We start from the raw sequence: 22,687 nt of genomic DNA on the forward strand, positions 1-22,687 counted from the left end.
CCGGGGACGGGTGGACGGGGGACGGCTGCGACAGGTCCGGGGCGGGCCCGAAGCCCGGGTTGTCGAGCGTCGTCGGGACCGGCGGCACGCCGCCCGCGTCCGGCGCGGCCCCGCCGGACGCGACCTCTTCCAGCAGCTCCCGTGCGCGCCGGGCGTCCGGCCTCGCCTGCGGGTCCTTGTCCATGAGGACGCGCAGCACGGGCGTCAGCGGCCCGGCCCTGCGCGGCTCGGGCAGCGGTTCGGTGACGATGGCGCTGAGGGTGGACCAGGTGGACGTGCGGCGGAACGGCGAGCCGCCCTCGACCGCCGCGTAGAGCGTGGCGCCCAGCGCCCAGACGTCGGAGGCGGGCCCGGGTGCCCGGCCCTGGGCGCGTTCGGGCGCCAGATAGTCCAGCGAGCCCACGATGTCACCGGTCCGGGTGAGCTTCGTGGCCTCGCCGGCCGGGTCCTCCATGGCGGCGATCCCGAAGTCGGTGAGCACGACGCGGCCGCTGCGGTCGAGCAGGATGTTCCCGGGCTTGACGTCGCGGTGCAGCACCCCGGCGCCGTGGGCGGCGTCGAGGGCGTCCATGACCCTGGCTCCGATGCCGGCGGCCTCGCGGGGCTCGAGCGTGCCGCGTTCACGGAGCACGTCGTCGAGTGACGGCCCGTCGACGAGTTCCATGACGATGACGGGCCGCCCCTCGTCGTCCGCCACGTCGTGCACGGCGATGACGCCGGGGTGCCGGACCCGGGCCGCCGCCCGTGCCTCGCGCTGCATGCGCAGCCGGAGTTCGGCGAGATCCGGGCCGGAGGCGTCGGTGAAGGTGCGCAGTTCCTTGACCGCGACCTCCCGCCCGAGCACCTCGTCGACCGCGAGGCAGACAACTCCCATGCCGCCCCGGCCCAGTTGGCGCACCACCCGGTAGCGCCCCGCCAGCACCCGCCCGGCACCGTCCTGTCCGTGTCCGTAGACCCCCGAAGACACCGCTTCCCCGTCCTGTGAAACCGATTACCGTGGCGCACAGCCTACGGTCCCGGACGGGAGGTTCGTTCCCCGGTTCAGCCCCTGACGGGCCGTCCGGCGAGTTCGCCGAGGTCGGCCGGGGTGAGGCCGGTGAGACGGGCGATCTCACCGGCGTCGGTGGCGCCGCAGTCCAGGCCGCGGAGGAGATGGCCGCTGAGCGCCTTGGCGGTGGCCGGTTCGTCCAGCACCGCCCCGCCGGTGCCGCGCACGTACCGGGCCAGCCGGTCGGCGGCCTCCTCCAGCCCCTCCCGGTGGTGGGCGTACACGGCGGCGTACCGGGTGGGCAGGTGGCCCGGGTGCATGTCCCAGCCCTGGTGGTAGGCGCGGACGAGCGCGCGGCGCACGAGTCCGTGGTGCAGCCGCCAGGCCTCGTGCACCTGTTCCGTGGGACCGACGGGCAGGACGTTGGTCGAGCCGTCGCTGACGCGCACTCCGGTGCCCGCCGCCGCGACCTGCATGACGGCCTTGGCGTGGTCGGCCACGGGATGGGCCGGGGACTGATGCGCCGCGGCGACCCCGCACGAGGCGCTGTAGTCGAAGGTGCCGTAGTGCAGCGAGGCCGCCCGCCCGCCGGCGGCGTCGATCATGCGGGCGACGGTGGCCCGGCCGTCGGGTCCGAGGACGGCCTGGGTGGTCTCGATCTGGATCTCGAAACGAATCCGGCCGTGCGGCAGCCCGCGGGCCTCCTCGAACGCGGTCAGCAGCCGGGCCAGCGCGGTGACCTGCTCGGCGTAGGAGACCTTGGGCAGGGTGAGGACGAGGCCGCCGGGCAGGTCCCCGGCGTCGAGGAGCGTGCTGAGGAAGATGTCGAGGGTGCGGATGCCGCGGTCGCGGACCGCCGCTTCCATGCACTTCATCCGGATGCCGGCGTACGGGGGCGCGCCGGGGTCCGCGGCCGTCGCCGCGAGGGTCCGGGCGGCCCGTTCGGCGTCGGCGTCCTCCTCGGCGTCGGGGCGCGCTCCGTAGCCGTCCTCGAAGTCGATACGGAGGTCCTCCACCGGTTCGCGCAGGAGTTTGGCGCGCACCCGTTCGTACACCGGTCCGGCCAGTGCCGGGTCGAGCCCCAGGACGGCGGCGAGGGCCCGGGCGTCGGGCGCGTGTTCGTCGAGCGCGGCAAGCGCGCGGTCCCCCCAGCTCCGCACCGTGCCGGCGTCGAAGACGTCGGCGGGGACGTAGACGGTGTGCACGGGCTGGCGGGTGCCGGGGTCGCCGGGATACCGGCGGGCGAGTTCGGCGTCGACGGGGGCCAGCGCGGCCGTGATGTCCGCGGTCACCGCGGGTGCCAGGGTTGTCCTCACGGTGGTGTGCCGCTCCATCCCGCTGCCCTCCGTCGCTCAGAAGATTCCGGTGGCCGAAACCACCGATCCGCATGGCGAAGCTATGGCCGATCAAGGCGACGGGTCAACGCCCCGCTCCGGGAGGCGAACGCGTCGGGCCCCGGCCGCGCGCGGCCGGGGCCCGTCCGGGTCGCGGGTCAGCCCTTGCGGGCCTTGACCTCCTCGGTGAGCTGCGGAACGACCTCGAAGAGGTCGCCGACGACGCCGTAGTCGACGAGGTCGAAGATCGGGGCCTCGGCGTCCTTGTTGACGGCCACGATGGTCTTCGACGTCTGCATGCCGGCCCGGTGCTGGATCGCGCCGGAGATGCCCGCCGCGATGTAGAGCTGCGGGGACACGGACTTGCCGGTCTGGCCGACCTGGTTGGTGTGCGGGTACCAGCCCGCGTCCACGGCGGCGCGGGAGGCGCCGACGGCGGCACCGAGGGAGTCCGCGAGGCCCTCGATCAGCGGGAAGTTCTCGGCGCCGTTGACGCCGCGGCCGCCGGAGACCACGATCGCGGCCTCGGTCAGCTCGGGGCGGCCGGTCGACTCGCGCGGGGTGCGGGAGACGACCTTGGTGCCGGTCGCCTTCTCCCCGAAGGAGACGGCGAGCTGCTCGACGGTCCCGGCGGCCGGGGCGGCCTCGGGCGCGGCCGAGTTCGGCTTCACGGTGATGACCGGGGTGCCCTTGCTGACACGGGACTTGGTGGTGAAGGCGGCGGCGAACACCGACTGGGTGGCCACCGGGCCCTCGTCGCCGGCCTCGAGATCGACGGCGTCGGTGATGATGCCGGAGCCGATGCGGACCGCGAGGCGGGCCGCGATCTCCTTGCCCTCCGCGGAGGACGGCACCAGGACGGCCGCCGGGGAGACGGCGTCGTACGCGGCCTGAAGGGCGTCGACCTTCGGCACGACGAGGTAGTCGGCGAACTCCGGCGCGTCGGCGGCCAGCACCTTGACCGCGCCGTGCTCGGCGAGGACCGGGGCGGCGGTGTCGGCCCCGGCGCCGAGGTGGACGGCGACGGGCTCGCCGACGCGGCGGGCCAGGGTCAGCAGTTCGAGGGTCGGCTTGCGGACGGCGCCGTCCACGTGGTCGACGTAGACGAGAACTTCAGCCATGGGAATGCGCTCCTGCGATGCGAAGAATGTGGGGTCGGGTACGTGGCCCGAAGCTCGGGTGAACCTCCGGCCGGACAGGCCGTGTCAGACGAACTTGCGCTCCGCGAGGAACGCGGCCAGCTGCTTGCCGCCCTCGCCCTCGTCCTTGACGATGGTGCCCGCGGTGCGCGGGGGGCGCTCCGTGGCCTCGTCCACCTTGGTCCACGCGCCCTCGAGGCCGACCTCGTCCTCCTCGATGCCCAGGTCGGACAGGTCGAGCGACTCCACCGGCTTCTTCTTCGCGGCCATGATGCCCTTGAAGGAGGGGTAGCGGGCCTCGCCGGACTGGTCGGTCACCGAGACGAGGGCCGGCAGGGCCGCCTCGAGCTGCTCGGTGGCGGTGTCGCCGTCGCGGCGGCCGGTGACCTTGCCGTCCTCCACGGAGACCTCGGAGAGCAGGGTCACCTGCGGCACGCCCAGGCGCTCGGCGAGGATCGCCGGGAGTACGCCCATGGTGCCGTCGGTGGAGGCCATGCCGCAGACGACGAGGTCGTAGCCGACGTGCTCGATGGCCTTGCCGAGCACCAGGGAGGTGCCGATGACGTCCGTGCCGTGCAGGTCGTCGTCCTCGACGTGGACGGCCTTGTCGGCGCCCATCGAGAGCGCCTTGCGCAGCGCGTCCTTGGCGTCCTCGGGGCCGACGGTGAGCACGGTGATCTCCGCGTCGTCGGCGTCCTCGGCGATCTGGAGAGCCTGCTCGACCGCGTACTCATCCAGCTCCGACAGCAGACCGTCCACGTCGTCGCGGTCGACGGTCAGGTCATCGGCGAAGTGCCGGTCGCCGGTGGCGTCGGGCACGTACTTCACACAGACAACGATCCTCAGGCTCACGCCGGCTCTCCTACCGCATCGTCTCTACTGAACTGCCTTGTGGAGGCAGCATAGGCGCCTTTTGGGACGGTTCCGGGCCCTCGACGGCCCGTGCTCCCGCCACAATATTACTCGCCAGTACACCCACCCTGGCACACGTCCGCAAGGGCGTTGAACTGTGACCTTCCCAACGGCCGCCGGCGCAGTCCCGGCGTCCCGCCGACGTGACGAGGATCTCGCGGCGCGGCAGCGCCGGGGGTGGATCGGACGGCGGGGATCGGGCACGATCGCCGGAGCAGCAAACCTACGGCTGCGTAACCTTGCCGGGAGAACCCCCCGGAGACAGAAGGGTCCCCCCGTATGGCAGAGCTCGTCTACCCACCGGTGATCGGCGTCGCGCGCACCATGTTCAAGGCGCTCGACCTGCGGTTCGACATCCAGGGCACCGAGCACATACCGCGCCGCGGCGGTGCGGTACTGGTCAGCAATCACATCGGCTATCTGGACTTCGTCTTCGCCGGACTGACCGCCCGCCCCGCGAAGCGCCTGGTCCGCTTCATGGCCAAGGAGTCGGTCTTCCGGCACAAGGTGTCGGGGCCGCTGATGCGCGCCATGAAGCACATACCTGTCGACCGCGCCCAGGGCGAGCACGCCTACTCGCACGCGCTGCGGGCCCTGCGCTCCGGGGAGATCATCGGGGTCTTCCCCGAGGCGACCATCTCACAGTCGTTCACGCTGAAGAACTTCAAGTCCGGCGCCGCCCGGCTGGCACAGGAGGCGGGGGTCCCGCTGCTGCCGATGGCGCTGTGGGGCACGCAGCGGCTGTGGACCAAGGGCCGGCCGCGCAATCTCGGCCGCAGCCACATCCCGATCACCGTCCGGGTCGGGCGCGAGATGGCCGCAGATCCGGAGGAGCCGACGGTGAGCGTCACCGAGCGGGTCCGCGCCCGGGTGCAGGAACTGCTGGAGTCCGCCCAGCGGGCCTACCCCGTACGCCCCAAGGGCCCGGACGACACCTGGTGGGTGCCCGCCCATCTGGGAGGCACCGCGCCGACTCCGGCCGAGGCGGGCGAGCGGGGCTGACGCAACCGGCCGCCGGCTCCGGGCCGGGCACCGAGCCGGGGGTCAGCGACCGGCCCCGGGGCGGGCGGCGGAACAGGACGGCACCCCGGAGCCGGCGGAATCCACGGCTCCGGGCAGTCCGTACAGCCAGGCAGGCCCGTGCAGCCGGGCAGGCCCGTGCAGCCGGGCAACTCCGCGGCCCCGGGCAGCTACGCGCAGCCGGGCAGCTCCGCGGAGCCCGGCAGGTCCGCGGGCAGCAGCCGCCACAGGTGGTCCAGGTCGGCGGCGCCGCGCAGGGCGGCCAGCACCTCCGGCGGCGGGGTGGCGTGGACGGTGCGCCAGTCCGCCTCCCCCCGTTCGGGGCGCGCGCGCCAGGCGAGCCGCTCCTCGTCCAGCGAGAACCGCGCGTCGATTCCCGGCTTGTTGCCGCGCGGGTCCTGCCGGTCCCAGCGGTCCCGCCCCGGCAGCCTGAGCGCGATCAGCCCGTGGACGACACCCAGCCGCTGGTAGCAGAGGCCCGCGGGAACGCCCCCGGCGCGCAACAGCGCGACCAGGGCGTGGGACTTGGCGTAGCAGATGCCGGTCCGCTCCCGGAGGACGTCGGAGGCACGCCAGGTGACCAGCGGGTTCCCGGTGTCGGCGGAGTGCGGGACGGTGTCCCGGACGAAGGCGTACGCAGCCTCGGCGTAGGCCTGAGCGGTGTCCGCGGAGCCGCGTCGCAGCCGGCCGGCGGTCTGTCGCACCAGCGGGTGCTCGTGGTCGATGACCTCGTCGGCGGCCAGATAGGCCGGCTCCGGGGCGTTGGTCAGGAGCATGCGCCGAGCATAGGGAAGCGCCCGACCGCCCATCAATTGATTTGCGGTCGAGCGCATACCCATACGGGATACGAACCGGGGCCCGGTTCAGCGCTTGCCCATCTCCTCCGCCAGGGCGGCCGTGAACGAGTCCACGTCGGCCTCGGTCGTGTCGAAGGAGCACATCCAGCGCACGACGCCCGCCGCCTCGTCCCAGAAATAGAAGCGGTACTGCTTCTGCAGCCGTGTCGCGACGTCGTGCGGCAGTGCGGCGAACACCGCGTTGGCCTGGACGGGATGCAGGACCTCGACCCCGGGGACGTCCCGGACTCCCGCCGCGAGCCGGCCCGCCATGGCGTTGGCGTGCCCGGCTCCGCGCAGCCACAGGTCACCGGCGAGCAGCGCCTCGAACTGGGCCGAGACGAAGCGCATCTTCGAGGCGAGCTGCATCGACAGTTTCCGCAGATGCTTCATGGCGCGGACCGCGTCCGGGTTCAGCACCACCACGCACTCGCCGAAGAGCAGCCCGTTCTTGGTGCCGCCGAAGGAGAGCACGTCCACCCCGGCGTCCGTCGTGAACTCCCGCAGCGGCACGCCGAGCGACGCCGCGGCGTTGGCGATCCGCGACCCGTCGAGGTGGACCGTCATGCCGCGCTCGTGGGCGTGGTCGCAGACCGCCCGGATCTCGTCGGGGGTATAGCAGGTGCCCAGCTCGGTCGTCTGGGTGATCGAGACGACCTGCGGCTGGGCACGGTGCTCGTCGTCAAACCCGAACGCCTCGCGCTCGATCAGCCCGGGGGTGAGCTTGCCGTGCTCGGCGGGGACCGGCAGCAGCTTGAGGCCGCCGACCCGCTCCGGGGCACCGCACTCGTCGACGTTGATGTGCGCGCTGTCCGCGCAGATGACCGCGCCCCAGCGCTCGGTCAGCGCCTGCAGGGCGACGACGTTCGCCCCGGTGCCGTTGAACACGGGGAACGGCTCGGCGCGCGGGCCGAAGTGGGCGCGGAACACCTCGGTGAGGTGCGCGGTGTAGTCGTCCCCGCCGTAGGCGACCTGGTGTCCGCCGTTCGCCAGGGCGATGGCGGCGAGGATCTCCGGGTGCACCCCGGCGTAGTTGTCGCTGGCGAAGCCCCGTGCGTCGGGGTCGTGCCGCCGGACCGCGTCGGTGCGTCCGGCGGCGTCGGGGGCGGTCAGGGTTGCGGGGTCAGCCACAGGCGCTTTCCGTTCACTTCCTCGGCGGGCTTCTCCCAGACTCCGGTGATGGCCTCGGCCAGCTCCGTGACGTCCGTGAAGCCCGCGAACTTGGCGTGCGGGCGCTCGGCACGCATGGCGTCGTGCACCAGCGCCTTGACCACCAGGATCGCAGCGGCCGCGGGCAGCCCCTCGTCACCCCCCTCCTTGCGGAAGGCGTCCGCCAGCGCGAGGGTCCACGCCTCGGCGGCGGCCTTCGAGGCGGCGTACGCGGCGTTGCCCGCGGTGGGCTTGCTTGCGCCCGCGGCGCTGATCAGCACGAACCGGCCCTGGCCGCTGCGCCGCAGGGCGTCGTGGAAGGCGAGCGAGGTGTGCTGGACGGTACGGATCAGCAGGTTGTGCAGGGTGTCCCAGTCGGCGAGCGGCGTCGCGGCGAAGGTCTTGCTGCCCCGCCAGCCGCCGACGAGATGGACGACGCCGTCGACCCGGCCGAACTCCTTCTCGGTACGGTCCGCCCACGCCCGCGTCGCGTCGAGGTCGAGCAGATTGACGGTCTCGCCGGTGACGACCGCGCCGCCGTGCTTGTACCGGGCGGCGTCGACGGCCTCGGCCAGCCGCTCCACGTCGGAGTCCGCGGCGACCACCGTGGCCCCGGCCTCCGCCAGCCGCAACAGGGCCGCCCGGCCCGCCGGTCCGGCCGCTCCGGCCACCGCCACCACGGCGCCCTCCAGCGGGTTCTCCCCGCCGGTGCCTGCGCTCGGGTCCATCGTCGTCGCCTCCTCGTCGAGATCGCTCACGCGGCCGCCCCCTGGGCCCCCGCCGCGGTGATGCCCTTCGTGGAGGCGATCACACCGCGCAGCTTCTTGGCGAGCGCCTCGTAGAACATGCTGAGCGGAAACTCGTCCGGAAGCACCTCGTCCACCAGCTTGCGCGGCGGCAGCGACAGGTCGAGAGCGTCCGGGCCCTTGTTCCACACGGACCCGGGATGCGGCGCCAGGTAGGCCGAGACAAGATCATAGGCGGCGAACCAGTGCACGAGCTTCGGCCGGTCGATGCCGTCGCGGTACAGCTTCTCGATCTCGGCACAGAGCTGGTTGGTGACCTGCGGAGCCCGGTCCCAGTCGATGTGCAGGGTGTTGTCCGTCCAGCGTACGACGTCGTGCCGGTGCAGGTAAGCGAAGAGCAGCTGGCCGCCGAGGCCGTCGTAGTTCTTGACGCGGTCGCCGGTCACCGGGAAGCGGAACATCCGGTCGAAGATCACGGCGTACTGCACGTCGCGGGCCTGCGGCAGCCCCTCGGCCTCCAGCTTCACGGCCTCCTTGAAAGCCGTCAGGTCACAGCGCAGCTCCTCCAGGCCGTACATCCAGAACGGCTGCCGCTGCTTGATCATGAACGGGTCGAACGGCAGGTCGCCATGGCTGTGGGTGCGGTCGTGGATCATGTCCCACAGGACGAAGGCCTGCTGGCAGCGGTCCTGGTCCGCCAGCATCGACCGGACGTCCTCGGGGAGGTCCAGGCCGAGCGTGCGCACCGCGGCCTCGCTGACCACCCGGAAGCGGGCCGCCTCGCGGTCGCAGAAGATGCCGCCCCAGCTGAACCGCTCGGGGGCCTCGCGCACCGCGATGGTCTCGGGGAACAGCACGGCGGAGTTGGTGTCGTAGCCCGCGGTGAAGTCCTCGAAGGTGATGCCGAGGAAGAGCGGGTTGTCGAAGCGGGTCCGCTCCAGTTCGGCCAGCCAGCCGGGCCACACCACCCGCAGCACGACCGCCTCGAAGTTGCGGTCCGGGTTGCCGTTCTGGGTGTACATCGGGAAGAGGACCAGATGCTGGAGCCCGTCCTCACGGTGGTCCGCGGGGCGGAAGGCGAGCAGCGAGTCCAGGAAGTCCGGGACACCGAACCCGTCGTCGGCCCAGCGCCGCAGATCGGCGGCGAGCGCGCGGTGGTAGTCCGCGTCGTGCGGCAGCAGCGGCGATAGCTCGCGGACGGCGGTCACCATCCGGTCCACGGCGTCCTCCGCGGCGGCCCGGGAGGGGGCGCCCTCGGCCGCGAAGTCGATCGAGCCGTCCTTCGACTGCCAGGGCCGCACGTCCTCGACGGCGCTCTTGAGGACGGGCCAGGACGGGTGGTCGATCACGCGCTCGGCAGAGAAAACGTCACCACCCTGCCGCTCCTGCACAAGAATTTCCGTCATGACTCACCCTCCACTGGATATTTTTTCGCCCTGCCACCGTATCTGCCGGAGGAACGCCCCTCAAGTCGAGGCAAGCGGAAATCATCCTGCGAAGCAGCGAGTACGCCGATGTTTTTCCCGCCTGGGCGCGGATCCATGCACGCATGTGTCACACACATCGCCTCCAGAACCAGCCGTCGCACCGCCGGCCGTCTCCGTCAGCACGGCCGCCGCGGGTGACACGCCCGGGTGAGGAGTGAACCGGGTCGCGTCGCGGGGCGGTGCGAGCGCGCCCCCTGCCGTTAGGCTGCCTGCTGGTTCACGGGGCGGCCGTGGGACGCGGCTGCGCCTTCCGGGGGCGACCCCCGCTCCCGCGGATTGGAGGGACTCTTGACTTTCCTCACCATCGGCCACCGCGGAGTCATGGGCGTCGAGCCCGAGAACACCCTGCGCTCCTTCGTCCGCGCCGACCGTGACGGCCTGGACGTCATCGAGCTGGACCTGCACCTCAGCAAGGACGGCGCTCTCGTGGTGATGCACGACGCCGACGTGGACCGTACGACCGACGGCAAGGGGCCCATCGCCGACTTCACACTCGCCGAGCTGCGCGAGCTGGACGCCGGCCTGGGCGAGCGCGTCCCCGTCTTCGAGGAAGTCCTCGACGCGGTGCGGGCGCCCCTCCAGGCCGAGATCAAGGACGTCGCGGCAGCCCGGGCGCTCGCCGAGGTCATGCTGCGCCGCGATCTCGCGGGCCGGGTGGAGGTGCTGTCCTTCCACGACGAGGCGCTCGCCGAGATCCGCAAGCTGGTGCCCGGGGTGCGGACCGCCCTGGTCGCGAGCCGCTACGGCAAGGACGTCGTCGACCGCGCCGTCGCCGTCGGCGCCGAGACCCTCGTGCTCAACATCCGCCGGCTCACCCTGGAGACCGTCGAACGCGCCCGCGCCGCGGACCTGCGGATCATCGGCTGGGTCGTCAACACGCAGGACGATCTGCGGCTCGCCCGGGCGCTCGGCCTCGACGGCGGCACCACCGACTTCCCGGAGATCAAGCGCACCTGCCGCTTCACGGCCTGACCCGCCGCGGGCACGCAGCGCCGGGCACGCACCGCCGGGGGCGCCGGGCCGGAAGGCCGGCCGGGTCCCTCAGCCGGTGCGCCGGTCCGCACCCGCGGACCCTCGGCCCAGGGTCTTCACCAGCAGCTCGAAGCAGAGGTCGTCGCGCTGCGGGATGCCGAAGCGCTCGTCCCCGTACGGGAAGGGACTCGTCCGGCCCGTACGGCGGTACCCGCGGCGCACGTACCAGGCGATGAGGTCCTCCCGGGCCGAGATCACGGTCATGCGCATCTCCGCGGCGCCCCAGTCCCGGCGCGCCCGCCGCTCGGCCTCCGCGAGCACCTGCTTGCCGAGTCCCGCGCCCTGGAGCAGCGGACTGACGGCGAACATGCCGAAGTAGGCGTGCCCGGGGCGCCGCTCCAGCTGGCAGCAGGCGACGGGCGTCCCGTCCCGTTCGGCGACCAGCATCAGGCTGTCCGCCCCGGTGATCACGTCCGTCACCCCTTCGGGGTCCGTCCGCTGCCCCTCCAGAAGGTCCGCCTCGGTCGTCCACCCGGCGCGGCTGGCGTCCCCGCGGTAGGCCGACTCCACGAGCGAGACCAGCGCCGGCACATCGGCCCGGACGGCCTCGCGGAAGACGGTCCGCCCGGTGGACTGCGGCTCCCCGGCCTCCACCACGTGATCCATCAGCTGAGCGTCCTCTCCGTACGGCGCCCGCGACGGGGCACAGGCGAGGCTAGCAAGGCGCGGCGGCGGCGCCCGGAACGGGCCCGGATGCGTAGGGTCGCGGACATGGTGCATGTACTGAGCAGCCGTATCCTGCTGCGCCCGACCGACCCGGAACGCACCCGCGCCTTCTACGGCGACGCGCTGGGGCTCGCCGTCCACCGGGAGTTCGGCACCGGGGCGGAGCGCGGCACGGTCTACTTCCTCGGCGGCGGCTTCCTGGAGGTCTCCGGCCGCTCCGCGACGCCGCCCGCGCCCGGTCTCCAGCTGTGGCTCCAGGTGGCCGACGCCGCCTCGGCGCACGAGGAGCTGGCCGGCCGCGGGGTGGAGATCCTGCGGCCGCCGCTCAAGGAGCCGTGGGGGCTGATCGAGATGTGGATCGCCGATCCCGACGGGGTCGGGATCTGTGTCGTGGAGATTCCGGCGGACCATCCGATCCGCTACCGCCCCGGGACGTAGTGGCGCGCCCCGGTGCCGCCGCTCCCGGCAGCCGGTACCCGCCCCGGTGCCGGGCACCGCGCCCCGGCTCCCGGCCCGCCGCCGTCACCGCGCCCCGGTGTCCGGCGTCCGCTCCCGTCCGGCTGCCCCGGGTGCGGCCGCCGGGTCACGCTCCCCCCAACGCGCCACGGTTGCGTCCGTGCGCTCCCGTGGGCGGCGGCGGCACCGGGCATCCTCCCCGCGGTACCGGCGACGGGGAGGCTGCTGTGCACGGATCACCGCTGGCCGGCTGGTTGTTGGTGGCCGTGTGCGGAGCGAGCGCCGGCTACTGCCTGCTGAGGATGCCGTACTGCGCGCCGGGACCCCGGCGGATGGCGGCCGGGGAGGCCCTGATGGGGACGGGCATGGCCGCGATGGCGGTGCCGGTCGCCGCCGTGGCGGGGCTGCCGTGGCTGCCGTGGCTCCTCGCCGGTGTCTTCGCCGGTTCGCTGGTGCTCGCGGCGTCGTGCCTGCTCTCCGGACCGGCGGACCGGCACCACCTGCACCACGCCGTCGGGGCTGCCGCGATGGTGTACATGGCGCTCTCGGCACCAGCCGGGCACGCGGCGGGGCACGCGGCGCACGGCTCCGGCGGCCGGGCCGGCGTCATCCCGGTGCTCGCGGGGCTGTTGCTGGTGTATTTCGCGGGATACGTCCTGGCGGCGGGGGCACGGCTCGTGCCGCCGCCGCCCGCCACCGCCCCGGGGTCCGCGGCCACCGGCGGCTCCCGTTCCGCCGGGACACGCAGGTGGCCGCCGGCCACCGGCGGACCGGACGGAGTACGTCCGCACCGGGCGGGTCCGCACCGGACGGCCCCGGACCGGAAGCACGCCGCCGGAGACCTCGCCGGCCGTAGCGGGCGCACCCGGGCGTGGGCGCAGGCGCCGGAGCTGGTGACGGCCTGCCGGGTGGCCATGGGCATCGGGATGCTCGTCATGCTCCCGGCGCTCTGAGGGGCGCCTCCCCCGGCCGCCCCCGCCGTGGGGTGCGTCACTTCCCGGCCGGGGCCGTACCGGCGGGCGGCCGCCCGCTCATAGGCTGGCGCCATGATGCTCCCGCTCGCGCTCATGGTCCTCGGCGGGCTGACCGCGGCCCTCGCTCCCCGTGTGCTGTCACGGGCCGGCTGGCCCGACCGGGAGCCCGTACTGGCCCTGTGGGTGTGGCAGTGCGTGGTGGCGGCGGTGCTGCTGTGCTGCGCGCTCGCCATGGCCCTGAGCGGTTCCGCCGCGTGGGAGTTCGTCCGCGGTCACGTCTTCGCCCCCGCGCCGCACGGAGTGGTCGAGGCGTACGCCTTCGGGGCGTACGGGCCGTGGGCCGGGACGCTGGCCGTCGTGCTCGCCTGTGGCGGCGCCTGGAGCGGCGTCATGCTGACCCGGGAGGTGCGCTCGGCGCGCGCCGAGCGCCGCCGCCGGCGTGCCGAGCTGCTGGTGCGCTCCCCGCGGCTGCCGGGCGAGGTGCCCTCGGAGGACCGGCTCGTCGTACTGGAGGGCGACCGGCCCGACGCCTGGTGGCTGCCCGGCGCGGCGCCCCAGCTGGTCATCACGACGGCCGCCCTGCGCCGCCTGGGCGACCGCCAGCTGGACGCCGTCCTCGCGCACGAACAGGGCCACGCCCAGGCCCGGCACGACTGGCTGCTGCACTGCTCCGCCGCGCTGGCGAGGGGCTTCCCCCGGGTTCCGGTCTTCGCGTCGTTCCGTGACGAGATGCACCGGCTGGTGGAGCTGGCGGCCGACGACGTCGCCTCCCGCCGCTTCGGACGGCTGACGATCGCGCTGGCGCTGGTCGAACTGAACGAGGAGCGCGGCGTGTTCGGGCCGTGCCCCACGCCGCTGGCCGAGGTGCCGCGCCGGGTCGACCGGCTGCTCAACCCGCGCCGGAGGCTCTCGCCCGCCCGGCGGCTGCGGCTCACGGCCGCGGCGGCGCTGGTGCCGGTGGTGCCCGTGTTGCTGGCGTTTGTGCCCGGGCTGAGCGCGCTGCGGTAGCCGCCGCGGGTTTCGGCGGCCCCGCTGCGGCCAGAATGACGGGATGCGGGCGCCCCTATCCTCTGATTCCGGTTTCCCTGGTTCCGCCGGCCGCTCCGGCTCCGCGGACCCGGCCGCGGGACCGGCCGCCGCCGGCCACCTCTGGACGGCGGGCGTCTGCGCCGTGCTGTCCGCCGTCCTGCTCGCGCTGGTGGCGCTCGGCTGGCCGCCGCTTCTCGCCCTGGACCGGGCCGTCGCCGACGGGCTGCACACCTCGGCGCTGGAGAGCCCCGGCTGGGTGCGGGCCAACCGGCTGCTCACGGACTGGCCCTGGGACCCGTGGGCGATGCGGCTGCTGCTGACCGCGGCCGTGATCCTGCTGCTGCGCGCCGGCCGGCGGACCACCGCCCTGTGGGTGCTGTTCGTGACGCTCACGGGCTCGGCGCTCCAGCAGGGCATGAAGGCGGCGGTCGGCCGCCCGCGGCCGCAGTGGGCGGAGCCCGTGGACTCCGCCCACTACGCGGCTTTCCCCTCCGGGCACGCCATGACGGCGACGTTCGCCTGCTGGGTGCTGGTGTGGCTGCTGTACCGGGCCGGGCCGCGGGGACCGTGGCCGCGGCTCGCGGCGGGGCTCGCGGTGGTCTCGGTGCTCGGGGTCGGGTTCACCCGGGTCTATCTGGGCGTCCACTGGCTGTCGGACGTGCTGGGCGGCTGGCTGCTCGGGGCGCTGGTCGCGGCGGGTTCCGTGGCGGGATACGAGCACTGGCGGCGGGCGGCGTCCCGGAAGCCCTTGCAGGAGGCCGACTGAGCGGGGAATGATCAAGGCATGGCGATCAAGGGCGTGCTCTTCGACTTCTCCGGGACCCTCTTCCGCATCGAGCCTGCCGAGTCCTGGCTGCGCACCTCGCTGGCGCGGCTGGGGATCACCGTCCCGGAGCCGGAGCTAGCCCGGTGGGCGGCACGGCTGGAGGACGCGGGCGCGCTCCCCGGCGGTTCCTCTCCCCGCGAGCTGCCGCCGCGGCTCGCGGGGCTCTGGGCCGAGCGGGACCGGACCGCGGACCGGCACCGCGAGCTGTACACGGAGCTTGCCCGCGAGGCTGGCCTTCCCTGGCCGGAGGCGTACGAGGTGCTGTACGACCGGCACATGGAGCCGGACGCCTGGATTCCGTACCCGGACGCGGCGGAGGTGCTCGGCGCGCTGCGGGAGCGGGGCACGGCCGTCGCCGTGGTGTCGAACATCGGCTGGGACCTGCGTCCGGTCTTCCGCGGCCACGGCCTGGACCGCTTCGTGGACGCCTACGCGCTGTCGTACGAGCACGGCGTGCAGAAACCGGAGGCGGGGTTGTTCGAGGCGGCCTGCGCCGCCCTCGGCACGGAACCCGGGGAGACGCTGATGGTCGGCGACGACGCCCGCGCGGACGGCGGCGCGACCGCGCTGGGCTGCTCGCTCGAACTCGTCCGGCACCTGCCGGCCGCCGAGCGGCCGGACGAGCTGCGCCCGGTGCTGGCCAGACTGGATTGAAACGCTTCATCGCGGGGCCGTACCGATGCCGCCGTTTTCGGACGATCCCCCGCGTCGCCCGAAAACGACGGCAGCGCCCGGGACGGCGGGCAAGCGCCGTCACCGAGGCCACGCTGAGTATATTGGCTCAGAGCCAGTCAACGCAGGAGTTACAGCATGTCCCCGCGCAGCGCATCGGTCAATGAAGAGTTGCGCCGTCGCTCCCGCGAGCGACTGCTGCAGGCGACGGTCGAACTCGTCGGCGAGCACGGCTACGAGGCGACGACGCTGGCCGCCATCGCCGACCGGGCGGGCGCCGCTCGCGGCCTGGTGTCGTACTACTTCCCCGGCAAACGCCAGCTCTTCCAGTCCGCCGTGCACCGGCTGATGCACCTGACGCTGGAGGCCGCGCTGGAGCGCGAACCGCGGACCGCGGACGGACAGGAGCGGCTGGCCCGGGCGATCGACGCCGTCCTGGGCATCGCCCGCGACCACCCCACGCTGATGCGCACCCACATGGCGGGAATCCTGACGGCCGAGGGCTTCGTGCAGTGCCCCGAGCAGCAGCGGGTGGCCGCGCTGCTGCGGGACACCGTCGTGCGCTTCGGCTCCACCGACCCGGACACCGACTACCGGATGCTGCGCGCGCTGCTGATGGGAGCCGTGGTCGCCGTACTGCTGCCGGGCGCTCCGATGCCGGCCGAGCGGCTGCGGGCCGAGCTGTTCGAGCGCTACGGGCTGGCCTGGGAGCGCGGTGCCCCGCCGGACGGCGAACCGCCCGGCGGGGCACCGGTGCGTGTGGTGCCTCAGAGGTGACCGGCCTCCGGGGCCACCGGACTCAGTGGTACTCGGGCTGCGTCTGGGCGTTGAGTTCGTCCATCCGGACCCGGGCCGCGCCGTCGGTGCGGCGGTCGCTGATCTTCAGCACGTCCAGGCCCTTGACCATGTCGTTCGAGTAGATGTGGCCGTTGTAGTAGTACGCGGACCAGGTGCCGCCGCCGACGAACTTGTCGGCGGAGATGGGCCCGCGCTCGAAGTACCCGATCTCCTTGGGCCGCTTCGAGTTGGTGAAGTCCCAGACGGACACGCCGCCCTGGTACCAGGACTGCACCATGATGTCGCGGCCCCGGACCGGGATCAGCGAGCCGTTGTGCGCCACGCAGTTCTCGGTGTCCGCCTGGTGCCGCGGGATCTTGAAGTAGCTCTTGAAGACCAGCTCGCGGTGCTTGCCCTTGCCGCGGAGGTCGTAGATGCCGTTGGCTCCCCGGTTCGGGCCGATCTCGGCGTTGCAGGTGGCCGCGCCCCCGCCGCCGAGCTCGTCGGTGAAGACGACCTTCGTGCCGCGCTCGTTGAAGGTCGCGGAGTGCCAGAAGGCGAAGTTGACGTTGTCCTGGACCCGGTCGATCACCTTGGGCTCCGCCGGGTCGGAGACGTCCATGATCAGGCCGTCACCCATGCAGGCACCGGCGGCCAGCTTCAGCTTCGGGTACGTCGTGATGTCGTGGCAGCCGGTGGTCCGGCTCACCCCGGGATTCTGCGGCCCGCCCGGGTTGCCGCCGTCCGGGAAGAGGTTCGGGAAGTCGACGATCGCCGACTTCTGCGGGGCCTTCACCGGCACCTTGATGACCGAGATGCCGTCGTGCGGCGGCTTGCAGTCGGGGAAGGTCTCGTCGGGCGAGTACGAGGAGACGTACACGTAGACGGTGCTGCGGCCGGCCGGCATCAGGGTGTGCGTGTGCGAGCCGCAGGCGGTCTCGACGGCGGCGACGTACTCCGGGTTCCGCTTGTCGCTGATGTCGAAGATCTTCATGCCCTCCCAGGAGGACTTCTCCGTCGCGGGCTGCGAGGTGCTGTTGCAGGAGTTGTCGCTGCGCGAGGAGTCCGTGGAGAGGAAGAGCAGGTCTCCGGAGACGGAGATGTCGTTCTGCGCGCCGGGGCAGAGGACCTGGCTCACGGTCTCCGGCGACTCCGGGTCGCTGATGTCGAAGATCCGGAAGCCGTCGTAGTTGCCGGCGAACGCGTACTTGCCCTGGAAGGCGAGATCGGAGTTGGTGCCCTCCAGCGCGTCCTTGGGGATGTTCGCCAGGTGGGTCATGTTCTTGCTGTGGACGATCTCGTCCACGCCGGGTATCTCGCCGCCCCGGATGGCCTTGCGGGTCTCGGCCTCCTGCTCCTGCGTGACCGGCTTCTCGGCAGGCGCGTCACCGGGGTCGGGTGTCGCGGCCGCGGGGCCTGCGGCCAGGAACGTGGCGATCATGCCGAATGCGGCCGCCGCCACGCCCAGGCGTCTGCGCCGCACGTGGGGTTTGTGCGTCGACGTCACTGCGCCCTCCCTGTCTCCGTTCACAGCTGAACGGGGTTCAACCAACCTCCGCAGTATCCCGATTCGCATGTACATCACAACAGTCATTAACGAAGATGTAGTAAGACTTAACGATCACTGAGTTGCGCCCGTTGGAGGTCGCCGTGTCCCTTCGCCGCCTGCCGGCCCGTGTCCGCACGCTGGCCGTCGTCCTGCCGCTGGCCGCCGTGACGCTGGGCCTCACCGGATGCGAACAGGAGCCCTCGGCCGCGGACAAGGCCGGGCCCGAACCGTCCGTCGTCGCGCCGGGGAAGCCCGGGGAGGCCGCGGAGACCCTCTCCGCCGAGGAGGCGAAGAAGGCGGTCGGCGACGACTCGCCCAACTCCGCCGACTTCCGCTACGTCCGGATGATGATCGAACACCACACCCAGGCCCTGGAGATGACCGATCTGGCGGAGAAGCACGCCGACGCGACGGCGACCAAGCGCCTCGCGGAGCGCATCGCCGCGTCCCAGGGCCCGGAGATCAAGGCCCTGCAGGGGTGGCTGGACCTGAACGAGAAGAACGAGAAGAAGGAGAAGGGACAGGACGACGCGTCAGGACACGGCTCCGGGCACACGCCGGGTCACGACCACGGCTCCATGCCGGGCATGGCGACCGAGCAGCAGCTGGAGCAGTTGTCGAAAGCGCGCGGCAAGGCCTTCGACGCGTTGTTCCTCAAGCTGATGATCACCCATCACCAGGGTGCCGTCACGATGGCCACCGAGTTGCTGTCCGAGGGGAACAACGTGCGGGTGGGGGAGATGGCCAACGACGTCGTGGCACAGCAGACCGCCGAGATCGGCCGGATGCGCGACCTGTAGCGCCGCCGCCCCCTCCCCGGCGGCCCCGGCGGCCGGGCCGCCGGGGAGGGGGCGGCGGCCCGGACGCCGATTGCTCCGACCGGGCCTCCTGAGCCGCGGAGGTCCCGCGCGGAGGCCCCGTTGTCAGTGCCCGGGTGCACACTGCTCGCAGATGTGACCCAACAGACAACGGCGTCCCGGAGGTGTCGGCCATGTCCGACGTTCTGCTCGCAGTAGGCACTCGCAAAGGACTCTTCCTCGGCAGGCGGAGGGCCGGAGGGGACTGGGAGTTCGACGGCCCCCACTTCAACGCGCAGGCCGTCTACTCGATCGGCATCGACACCCGCCGGAGCACGCCCCGGCTGCTGGTCGGCGGGGACAGCTCGCACTGGGGCCCGTCGGTGTTCCACTCCGACGACCTCGGCGCCACCTGGCACGAGCCGAAGCAGCCCGCGGTGAAGTTCCCGAAGGACACCGGCACCTCCCTGGAGCGGGTCTGGCAGCTCCAGCCGGCCGGCGCCGACACCCCGGACGTGGTGTACGCCGGGACGGAGCCGGCCGCGCTGTTCCGATCGGAGGACCGCGGCGAGACCTTCGAACTGGTCCGCCCGCTCTGGGAACACCCCACCAGGGACCGCTGGTTCCCGGGCGGCGGCGGGGAGGCGGTGCACACGGTCGTCACCGACCCGCGGACCCCGGACGCCGTCACCGTCGCGGTGTCGGCCGCCGGCGTCTTCCGGACGAAGGACGGCGGCGCGAGCTGGGCGCCGTCCAACAGCGGGGTGTCGGCGCGCTTCCTGCCCGACCCGAATCCGGAGTTCGGGCAGTGCGTGCACAAGGTCGCCCGGGACCCGGTCGACCCCGACCGGCTGTATCTGCAGAACCACTGGGGTGTCTATCGCAGCGACGACTCCGGCGGCAGCTGGACGTCGATCGGCGACTCGCTGCCCTCCGACTTCGGCTTCCCCGTCGTGGTACACCCGCGCCGGAGCGGCGTGGCCTATGTGTTCCCGCTCAACGCGGACGCCGACCGAGTGCCCGCCGAGCGGCGGTGCCGGGTGTTCCGCACCGAGGACGCCGGGGAGAGCTGGCAGCCCCTCAGCGCCGGCCTGCCCGAGGGCGACCACTACGGCCCGGTGCTCCGCGACGCGATGTGCATGGACGACGCCGATCCGGCCGGTATCTATTTCGGCAACCGCAACGGCGAGCTGTTCGCCGGCGCGGACGAGGGAGAGAGCTGGCAGCAGCTGGCCTCTCATCTGCCGGACGTCCTCTGTGTCCGGGCCGCGGTGGTCGGTTGAGCGCGGTGGCGGCCGGCGGCGCGCCGACCCAGTAGAGTGACGGCCCGTGGCTGCACGACCGTTGAACGAAATCGTCGAACCGGGCTGGGCCAAGGCGCTGGAGCCCGCCGCCGAGCAGATCGCCGCGATGGGCGACTTCCTGCGCGCCGAGATAGCGGCGGGCAGGACATATCTGCCCGCCGGGGAGAACGTGCTGCGCGCCTTCCAGCAGCCGTTCGACGACGTGCGGGTGCTTCTCGTCGGCCAGGATCCCTATCCGACGCCCGGTCACGCCGTGGGCCTCAGCTTTTCGGTGGCCCCCGATGTGCGGCCGCTGCCCGGCAGCCTGGAGAACATCTTCCGCGAGCTGCAGAGCGACCTCGGGCTGCCGCGTCCCTCGACCGGGGATCTGACGCCGTGGACCCGGCAGGGCGTACTGCTGCTCAACCGCGCGCTGACGACCGCGCCCCGCAGGCCGGCCGCCCATCGCGGCAAGGGCTGGGAAGCGGTCACCGAGCAGGCCATCCGGGCGCTCGCGGGCCGCGGCCGGCCGCTGGTGTCGATCCTGTGGGGCCGGGACGCCCGCAATGTGCGTCCGCTGCTCGGCGAGTATCCGTCCGTGGAGTCCGCGCACCCCTCCCCCATGTCCGCCGACCGCGGCTTCTTCGGTTCCCGGCCGTTCAGCCGCGCCAACGACCTGCTCGTGCGGCAGGGTGCCGAGCCGGTCGACTGGAGACTGCCGTGACCGCCGTTCCGGGGGCGCGGCCGCCCGGCGGGCGGTGCCGGGGGTGAGCGCGGACGGCGGCGCCCGTGACGACGCGTGGGTTTGCGGGGTCGACTCGGGCGGCTCGGGGCTGCGGGTGGCGATCGCCCGCGCAGCCGACGGCACGGAAGCCGACAGCCTGCGGTGTGCGGAGCCGGTGCGCACGGGGCCCGCGGGCATCGACGCCGGCCATCTGCTGGCGCAGCTCCTGCCCGCCGTGCGCACCCTGCTGGGCCGTACCGCCGGGGGCGCCCCGGAGCTGGCGGCGCTTGCCGTGGGCGCCGCCGGGATGGCCACCCTGGGCGGGGAGCTGCGGACCGTGCTGCCCGGGGCCCTCGCGTCCGCTTTCGGGCTGCGGCGGATCGCACTCGCGGCCGACGCGGTGACCGCCTATGCCGGGGCGCTGGGCCAGCGCCCCGGGGTGGTGGTCGCCGCGGGCACCGGCATGATCGCGCTCGGCGCCGACCCGGGAGCCGCTCCCGGCACCGGGCCGGGCGGCTCCTCCGGGGGCCGCGAACCGGGAAGCGGCACGGACCCGGGGAGCGGTGCGGAGCCCGGAAACGGCACGGACCCGGGAAGCCGTACGGAGCCCGGAAGCGGCACGGACCCGGGAAGCCGTACGGAGCCGGGCGGGCCCTCCGGGCGGCCGGTGAGCGGCTGGCGGCGGGCCGACGGCTGGGGGCACCTGCTCGGTGACTGCGGTGGCGGGGCCTGGATCGGCCGTGCCGGGCTGGAGGCGGCGCTGCGGGAGTTCGACGGCCGCGGCGGCGGTTCCCCGGCTCTGCTGGCCCGCCTGGAAGCGGTGTTCGGTCCGCCGGCCGGGCTGCCCGGGCTGCTCTATCCCCGGACGGACCGGGCGGCGGTGCTGGCCTCGTTCGCCCCCGAGGTCGGCCGCTGCGCGGAGGACGACCCGGTGTCGGCGGGCATCCTGCGGTCGGCGGCCCGCGCCGTCGCGGAGACCGCGGCCGCCGTGTGCCCGCCGGTGGACGGCTGCCCCGTCGCGCTGGCAGGGGGCCTGTTCCGGATGGGGGAGCCGTTGCTCGCGCCGTTGCGCGAGGAGTTGGCAGCGGTCCTTCCCGCGGCCCGCCCCGAGCAGGCCGCCGGCGGGCCGCTGGAGGGCGCGCTGTGCATCGCCTCGGCGCTGGCCACCGGTCGTCTCCGGCTGCCGGTCGACGGGCGGATGCTCCACCTCCCGGACGCGGCACCCTCTCAGGGATGACCGAGCCCCCAGGCATAAGCGGACAAAGGGTTCACAGTCGCCCCCTCCCCGAACAACAGACCCACCAAAAGCGTTAGCATGCGGCGCCATGAGCACCCCCACAGGGCCTGCATCCGGCCTGCCCGTACGAATGCCGCGTCCCCGCCAGCCCGGGCGGCACCGGAAACCGGAGCCGCTGGCGGCGCCCGAGGGTGCCCCCGCGCTGGTTCTGGCGGTGCCCGGTACGCCCGACGCCTCCTCCCGCAGCCTCGCGGAGGAGGTCATCAGCATTGCCCGCTCCGAGCTGCCGGGGCTGAACGTCCACCTCGGTTACGTCGACGGCGCCGACGAGGAGTTCCCGGCGCTCGACGCCGCGCTCTCCCGGGCCGCCGCCGAGCGCGCCGCCCGTGCGCAGGCCGCGGCGGACAGCTCCGCGGAGTCCGCTGACGCCGCTCGCGCCGACGGTCCCGACGCGGTCGTGGTCCCGCTGCTGGCCGGCCCCGACAGCGCCCTGATGCGCCGGATACGCCAGGCCGTCATGGACAGCCGCGTCTCCGCCGAGCTGACCGACGCCCTCGGCCCGCACCCGCTGCTCGCCGAGGCCCTGCACGTCAGGCTGTCGGAGGCCGGTCTGGCGCGCGCCGACCGGGCGCGGCTGTTCACCGTGGCCACCGCGGCCGACGGCATCATCCTGGCCACCGTGGGCGGCGAGGAGGCCGTGCAGGCCGCCGGGATCACGGGCATGCTGCTGGCCGCGCGGCTCGCGGTTCCGGTGCTGGCCGCCGCCCTGGACGTCGAGGGGTCCATCACGAAGGCCGCCGAGGAGCTGCGCGGCTCCGGTTCGGCGCAGCTCGCCCTGGCGCCGTACCTGATCGGCCCGGAGCTGGCGGAAGGGCTGCTGGAGGCGGCCGCCGCCGAGGCGGGCTGCACCTCCGGCGAGGCGCTGGGCGCCTACCCGGCGATCGGCCGGCTCGTGGTGTCGAAGTACATGACGGTGCTCGGCATCGCGCCGCAGCAGCCGCAGAACTCCCCCATGCGCTGAGCCGTCACGGCGGCGCCGGAACCGCGGAAGCGC

At 73.4% G+C, this 22,687-nt stretch carries 23 protein-coding genes; 13 read left to right on the forward strand and 10 right to left on the reverse strand.

Annotated features, from left to right (window positions below):
* The 4 genes from GCU69_RS07395 to GCU69_RS07410 all read right to left on the reverse strand — a co-directional run.
* On the reverse strand, nt 1-967 hold a 967-nt coding region (locus GCU69_RS07395; RefSeq protein ID WP_156205459.1), incomplete at its 3' end, for a serine/threonine-protein kinase.
* A 74-nt stretch (nt 968-1,041) separates the two neighbouring features.
* A complete protein-coding gene (locus GCU69_RS07400) occupies nt 1,042-2,322 on the reverse strand; it encodes a DUF6986 family protein (protein ID WP_098750442.1) in 1,281 nt (426 codons plus the stop codon).
* 158 nt (nt 2,323-2,480) lie between these two features.
* Complete coding sequence (locus tag GCU69_RS07405) at nt 2,481-3,443, reverse strand: electron transfer flavoprotein subunit alpha/FixB family protein (protein ID WP_098750443.1); 963 nt, start codon at nt 3,441-3,443, stop codon at nt 2,481-2,483.
* A gap of 84 nt (nt 3,444-3,527) precedes the next feature.
* Nucleotides 3,528-4,313 carry an electron transfer flavoprotein subunit beta/FixA family protein gene (locus GCU69_RS07410; protein WP_098750444.1) on the reverse strand — a complete coding sequence of 262 codons (786 nt, stop codon included), beginning with the start codon at nt 4,311-4,313 and terminating at the stop codon, nt 3,528-3,530.
* 339 nt (nt 4,314-4,652) lie between these two features.
* Here GCU69_RS07410 and GCU69_RS07415 point away from each other — a divergent pair, with 339 nt between their 5' ends.
* Nucleotides 4,653-5,375, forward strand: a complete 723-nt coding sequence (locus GCU69_RS07415) for a lysophospholipid acyltransferase family protein (protein WP_098750445.1) — start codon at nt 4,653-4,655, stop codon at nt 5,373-5,375.
* 188 nt (nt 5,376-5,563) lie between these two features.
* On the opposite strand, the gene GCU69_RS07420 is transcribed toward GCU69_RS07415, so the two are convergent.
* The 4 genes from GCU69_RS07420 to GCU69_RS07435 form a co-directional block, all read right to left on the reverse strand.
* The gene (locus tag GCU69_RS07420; RefSeq protein ID WP_156205460.1) at nt 5,564-6,169 is read right to left on the reverse strand and encodes a transglutaminase-like domain-containing protein; all 606 of its coding nucleotides are present in this window, start codon (nt 6,167-6,169) and stop codon (nt 5,564-5,566) included.
* Nucleotides 6,170-6,256: 87 nt separating this feature from the next.
* Nucleotides 6,257-7,360 (reverse strand): threonine aldolase family protein, encoded by a 1,104-nt coding sequence (locus tag GCU69_RS07425; RefSeq protein WP_098750447.1) that lies wholly within the window; start codon nt 7,358-7,360, stop codon nt 6,257-6,259.
* Nucleotides 7,339-8,106: an SDR family NAD(P)-dependent oxidoreductase gene (locus GCU69_RS07430; RefSeq protein WP_098750448.1), complete on the reverse strand. Its 768-nt coding sequence runs from the start codon at nt 8,104-8,106 to the stop codon at nt 7,339-7,341. The genes GCU69_RS07425 and GCU69_RS07430 overlap by 22 nt, the downstream gene beginning before the upstream one ends.
* 26 nt (nt 8,107-8,132) lie before the next feature.
* Nucleotides 8,133-9,530, reverse strand: a complete 1,398-nt coding sequence (locus GCU69_RS07435) for a DUF6421 family protein (protein WP_156205461.1) — start codon at nt 9,528-9,530, stop codon at nt 8,133-8,135.
* Between the two features lie 369 nt (nt 9,531-9,899).
* On the opposite strand from GCU69_RS07435, the gene GCU69_RS07440 reads away from it, so the two are divergent.
* Nucleotides 9,900-10,583, forward strand: a complete 684-nt coding sequence (locus tag GCU69_RS07440; protein ID WP_098750450.1) for a glycerophosphodiester phosphodiesterase — start codon at nt 9,900-9,902, stop codon at nt 10,581-10,583.
* A 69-nt stretch (nt 10,584-10,652) separates the two neighbouring features.
* Here GCU69_RS07440 and GCU69_RS07445 read toward each other — a convergent pair whose 3' ends face one another.
* A complete protein-coding gene (locus GCU69_RS07445) occupies nt 10,653-11,249 on the reverse strand; it encodes a GNAT family N-acetyltransferase (protein WP_098750451.1) in 597 nt (198 codons plus the stop codon).
* A gap of 105 nt (nt 11,250-11,354) precedes the next feature.
* On the opposite strand from GCU69_RS07445, the gene GCU69_RS07450 reads away from it, so the two are divergent.
* The 6 genes from GCU69_RS07450 (at nt 11,355) to GCU69_RS07475 (ending at nt 16,043) form a co-directional block, all read left to right on the forward strand.
* Entirely contained in the window at nt 11,355-11,747 is a 393-nt protein-coding gene (locus tag GCU69_RS07450) for a VOC family protein (protein WP_156205462.1), read from the forward strand.
* Between the two features lie 245 nt (nt 11,748-11,992).
* Nucleotides 11,993-12,718 (forward strand): DUF5134 domain-containing protein, encoded by a 726-nt coding sequence (locus GCU69_RS07455; RefSeq protein ID WP_156205463.1) that lies wholly within the window; start codon nt 11,993-11,995, stop codon nt 12,716-12,718.
* 93 nt (nt 12,719-12,811) lie between these two features.
* The gene (locus GCU69_RS07460) at nt 12,812-13,747 is read left to right on the forward strand and encodes a M56 family metallopeptidase (protein ID WP_156205464.1); all 936 of its coding nucleotides are present in this window, start codon (nt 12,812-12,814) and stop codon (nt 13,745-13,747) included.
* 43 nt (nt 13,748-13,790) lie between these two features.
* The gene (locus GCU69_RS07465; RefSeq protein ID WP_156205465.1) at nt 13,791-14,534 is read left to right on the forward strand and encodes a phosphatase PAP2 family protein; all 744 of its coding nucleotides are present in this window, start codon (nt 13,791-13,793) and stop codon (nt 14,532-14,534) included.
* Between the two features lie 18 nt (nt 14,535-14,552).
* Entirely contained in the window at nt 14,553-15,248 is a 696-nt protein-coding gene (locus GCU69_RS07470; protein WP_156205466.1) for an HAD family hydrolase, read from the forward strand.
* Between the two features lie 156 nt (nt 15,249-15,404).
* Nucleotides 15,405-16,043 (forward strand): TetR/AcrR family transcriptional regulator, encoded by a 639-nt coding sequence (locus tag GCU69_RS07475; RefSeq protein ID WP_098750457.1) that lies wholly within the window; start codon nt 15,405-15,407, stop codon nt 16,041-16,043.
* A 22-nt stretch (nt 16,044-16,065) separates the two neighbouring features.
* Here GCU69_RS07475 and GCU69_RS07480 read toward each other — a convergent pair whose 3' ends face one another.
* On the reverse strand, nt 16,066-17,550 hold the full coding sequence (locus GCU69_RS07480) for an LVIVD repeat-containing protein (protein ID WP_098750458.1): 1,485 nt from the start codon (nt 17,548-17,550) through the stop codon (nt 16,066-16,068).
* 143 nt (nt 17,551-17,693) lie between these two features.
* Between GCU69_RS07480 and GCU69_RS07485 the strand changes: the two genes are divergently transcribed.
* From GCU69_RS07485 to GCU69_RS07505, 5 genes are all read left to right on the forward strand, one after another.
* Nucleotides 17,694-18,392 (forward strand): DUF305 domain-containing protein, encoded by a 699-nt coding sequence (locus GCU69_RS07485; protein WP_235978299.1) that lies wholly within the window; start codon nt 17,694-17,696, stop codon nt 18,390-18,392.
* A gap of 191 nt (nt 18,393-18,583) precedes the next feature.
* Nucleotides 18,584-19,672 carry a WD40/YVTN/BNR-like repeat-containing protein gene (locus GCU69_RS07490; RefSeq protein ID WP_098750460.1) on the forward strand — a complete coding sequence of 363 codons (1,089 nt, stop codon included), beginning with the start codon at nt 18,584-18,586 and terminating at the stop codon, nt 19,670-19,672.
* A 46-nt stretch (nt 19,673-19,718) separates the two neighbouring features.
* The gene (locus GCU69_RS07495; protein ID WP_098750461.1) at nt 19,719-20,396 is read left to right on the forward strand and encodes a uracil-DNA glycosylase; all 678 of its coding nucleotides are present in this window, start codon (nt 19,719-19,721) and stop codon (nt 20,394-20,396) included.
* A 43-nt stretch (nt 20,397-20,439) separates the two neighbouring features.
* Complete coding sequence (locus GCU69_RS07500; protein WP_408055773.1) at nt 20,440-21,633, forward strand: BadF/BadG/BcrA/BcrD ATPase family protein; 1,194 nt, start codon at nt 20,440-20,442, stop codon at nt 21,631-21,633.
* A gap of 88 nt (nt 21,634-21,721) precedes the next feature.
* On the forward strand, nt 21,722-22,654 hold the full coding sequence (locus tag GCU69_RS07505; RefSeq protein WP_098750462.1) for a sirohydrochlorin chelatase: 933 nt from the start codon (nt 21,722-21,724) through the stop codon (nt 22,652-22,654).
* Nucleotides 22,655-22,687 lie beyond the last annotated feature (33 nt).

Source organism: Streptomyces lycii, from assembly GCF_009735685.1.
Lineage (GTDB): Bacteria > Actinomycetota > Actinomycetes > Streptomycetales > Streptomycetaceae > Streptomyces > Streptomyces lycii.

Excerpts from the sequence above, each read along its gene's own strand:
- GCU69_RS07400 (WP_098750442.1), bottom strand. The coding sequence starts at position 2,322 with ATGGAGCGGCACACCACCGTGAGGACAACCCTGGCACCCGCGGTGACC.
- GCU69_RS07405 (WP_098750443.1), bottom strand. The coding sequence starts at position 3,443 with ATGGCTGAAGTTCTCGTCTACGTCGACCACGTGGACGGCGCCGTCCGC.
- GCU69_RS07415 (WP_098750445.1), top strand. The coding sequence starts at position 4,653 with ATGGCAGAGCTCGTCTACCCACCGGTGATCGGCGTCGCGCGCACCATG.
- GCU69_RS07420 (WP_156205460.1), bottom strand. The coding sequence starts at position 6,169 with ATGCTCCTGACCAACGCCCCGGAGCCGGCCTATCTGGCCGCCGACGAG.
- GCU69_RS07430 (WP_098750448.1), bottom strand. The coding sequence starts at position 8,106 with ATGGACCCGAGCGCAGGCACCGGCGGGGAGAACCCGCTGGAGGGCGCC.
- GCU69_RS07435 (WP_156205461.1), bottom strand. The coding sequence starts at position 9,530 with ATGACGGAAATTCTTGTGCAGGAGCGGCAGGGTGGTGACGTTTTCTCT.
- GCU69_RS07445 (WP_098750451.1), bottom strand. The coding sequence starts at position 11,249 with ATGGATCACGTGGTGGAGGCCGGGGAGCCGCAGTCCACCGGGCGGACC.
- GCU69_RS07450 (WP_156205462.1), top strand. The coding sequence starts at position 11,355 with ATGGTGCATGTACTGAGCAGCCGTATCCTGCTGCGCCCGACCGACCCG.
- GCU69_RS07460 (WP_156205464.1), top strand. The coding sequence starts at position 12,812 with ATGATGCTCCCGCTCGCGCTCATGGTCCTCGGCGGGCTGACCGCGGCC.
- GCU69_RS07465 (WP_156205465.1), top strand. The coding sequence starts at position 13,791 with ATGCGGGCGCCCCTATCCTCTGATTCCGGTTTCCCTGGTTCCGCCGGC.
- GCU69_RS07470 (WP_156205466.1), top strand. The coding sequence starts at position 14,553 with ATGGCGATCAAGGGCGTGCTCTTCGACTTCTCCGGGACCCTCTTCCGC.
- GCU69_RS07475 (WP_098750457.1), top strand. The coding sequence starts at position 15,405 with ATGTCCCCGCGCAGCGCATCGGTCAATGAAGAGTTGCGCCGTCGCTCC.
- GCU69_RS07490 (WP_098750460.1), top strand. The coding sequence starts at position 18,584 with ATGTCCGACGTTCTGCTCGCAGTAGGCACTCGCAAAGGACTCTTCCTC.
- GCU69_RS07505 (WP_098750462.1), top strand. The coding sequence starts at position 21,722 with ATGAGCACCCCCACAGGGCCTGCATCCGGCCTGCCCGTACGAATGCCG.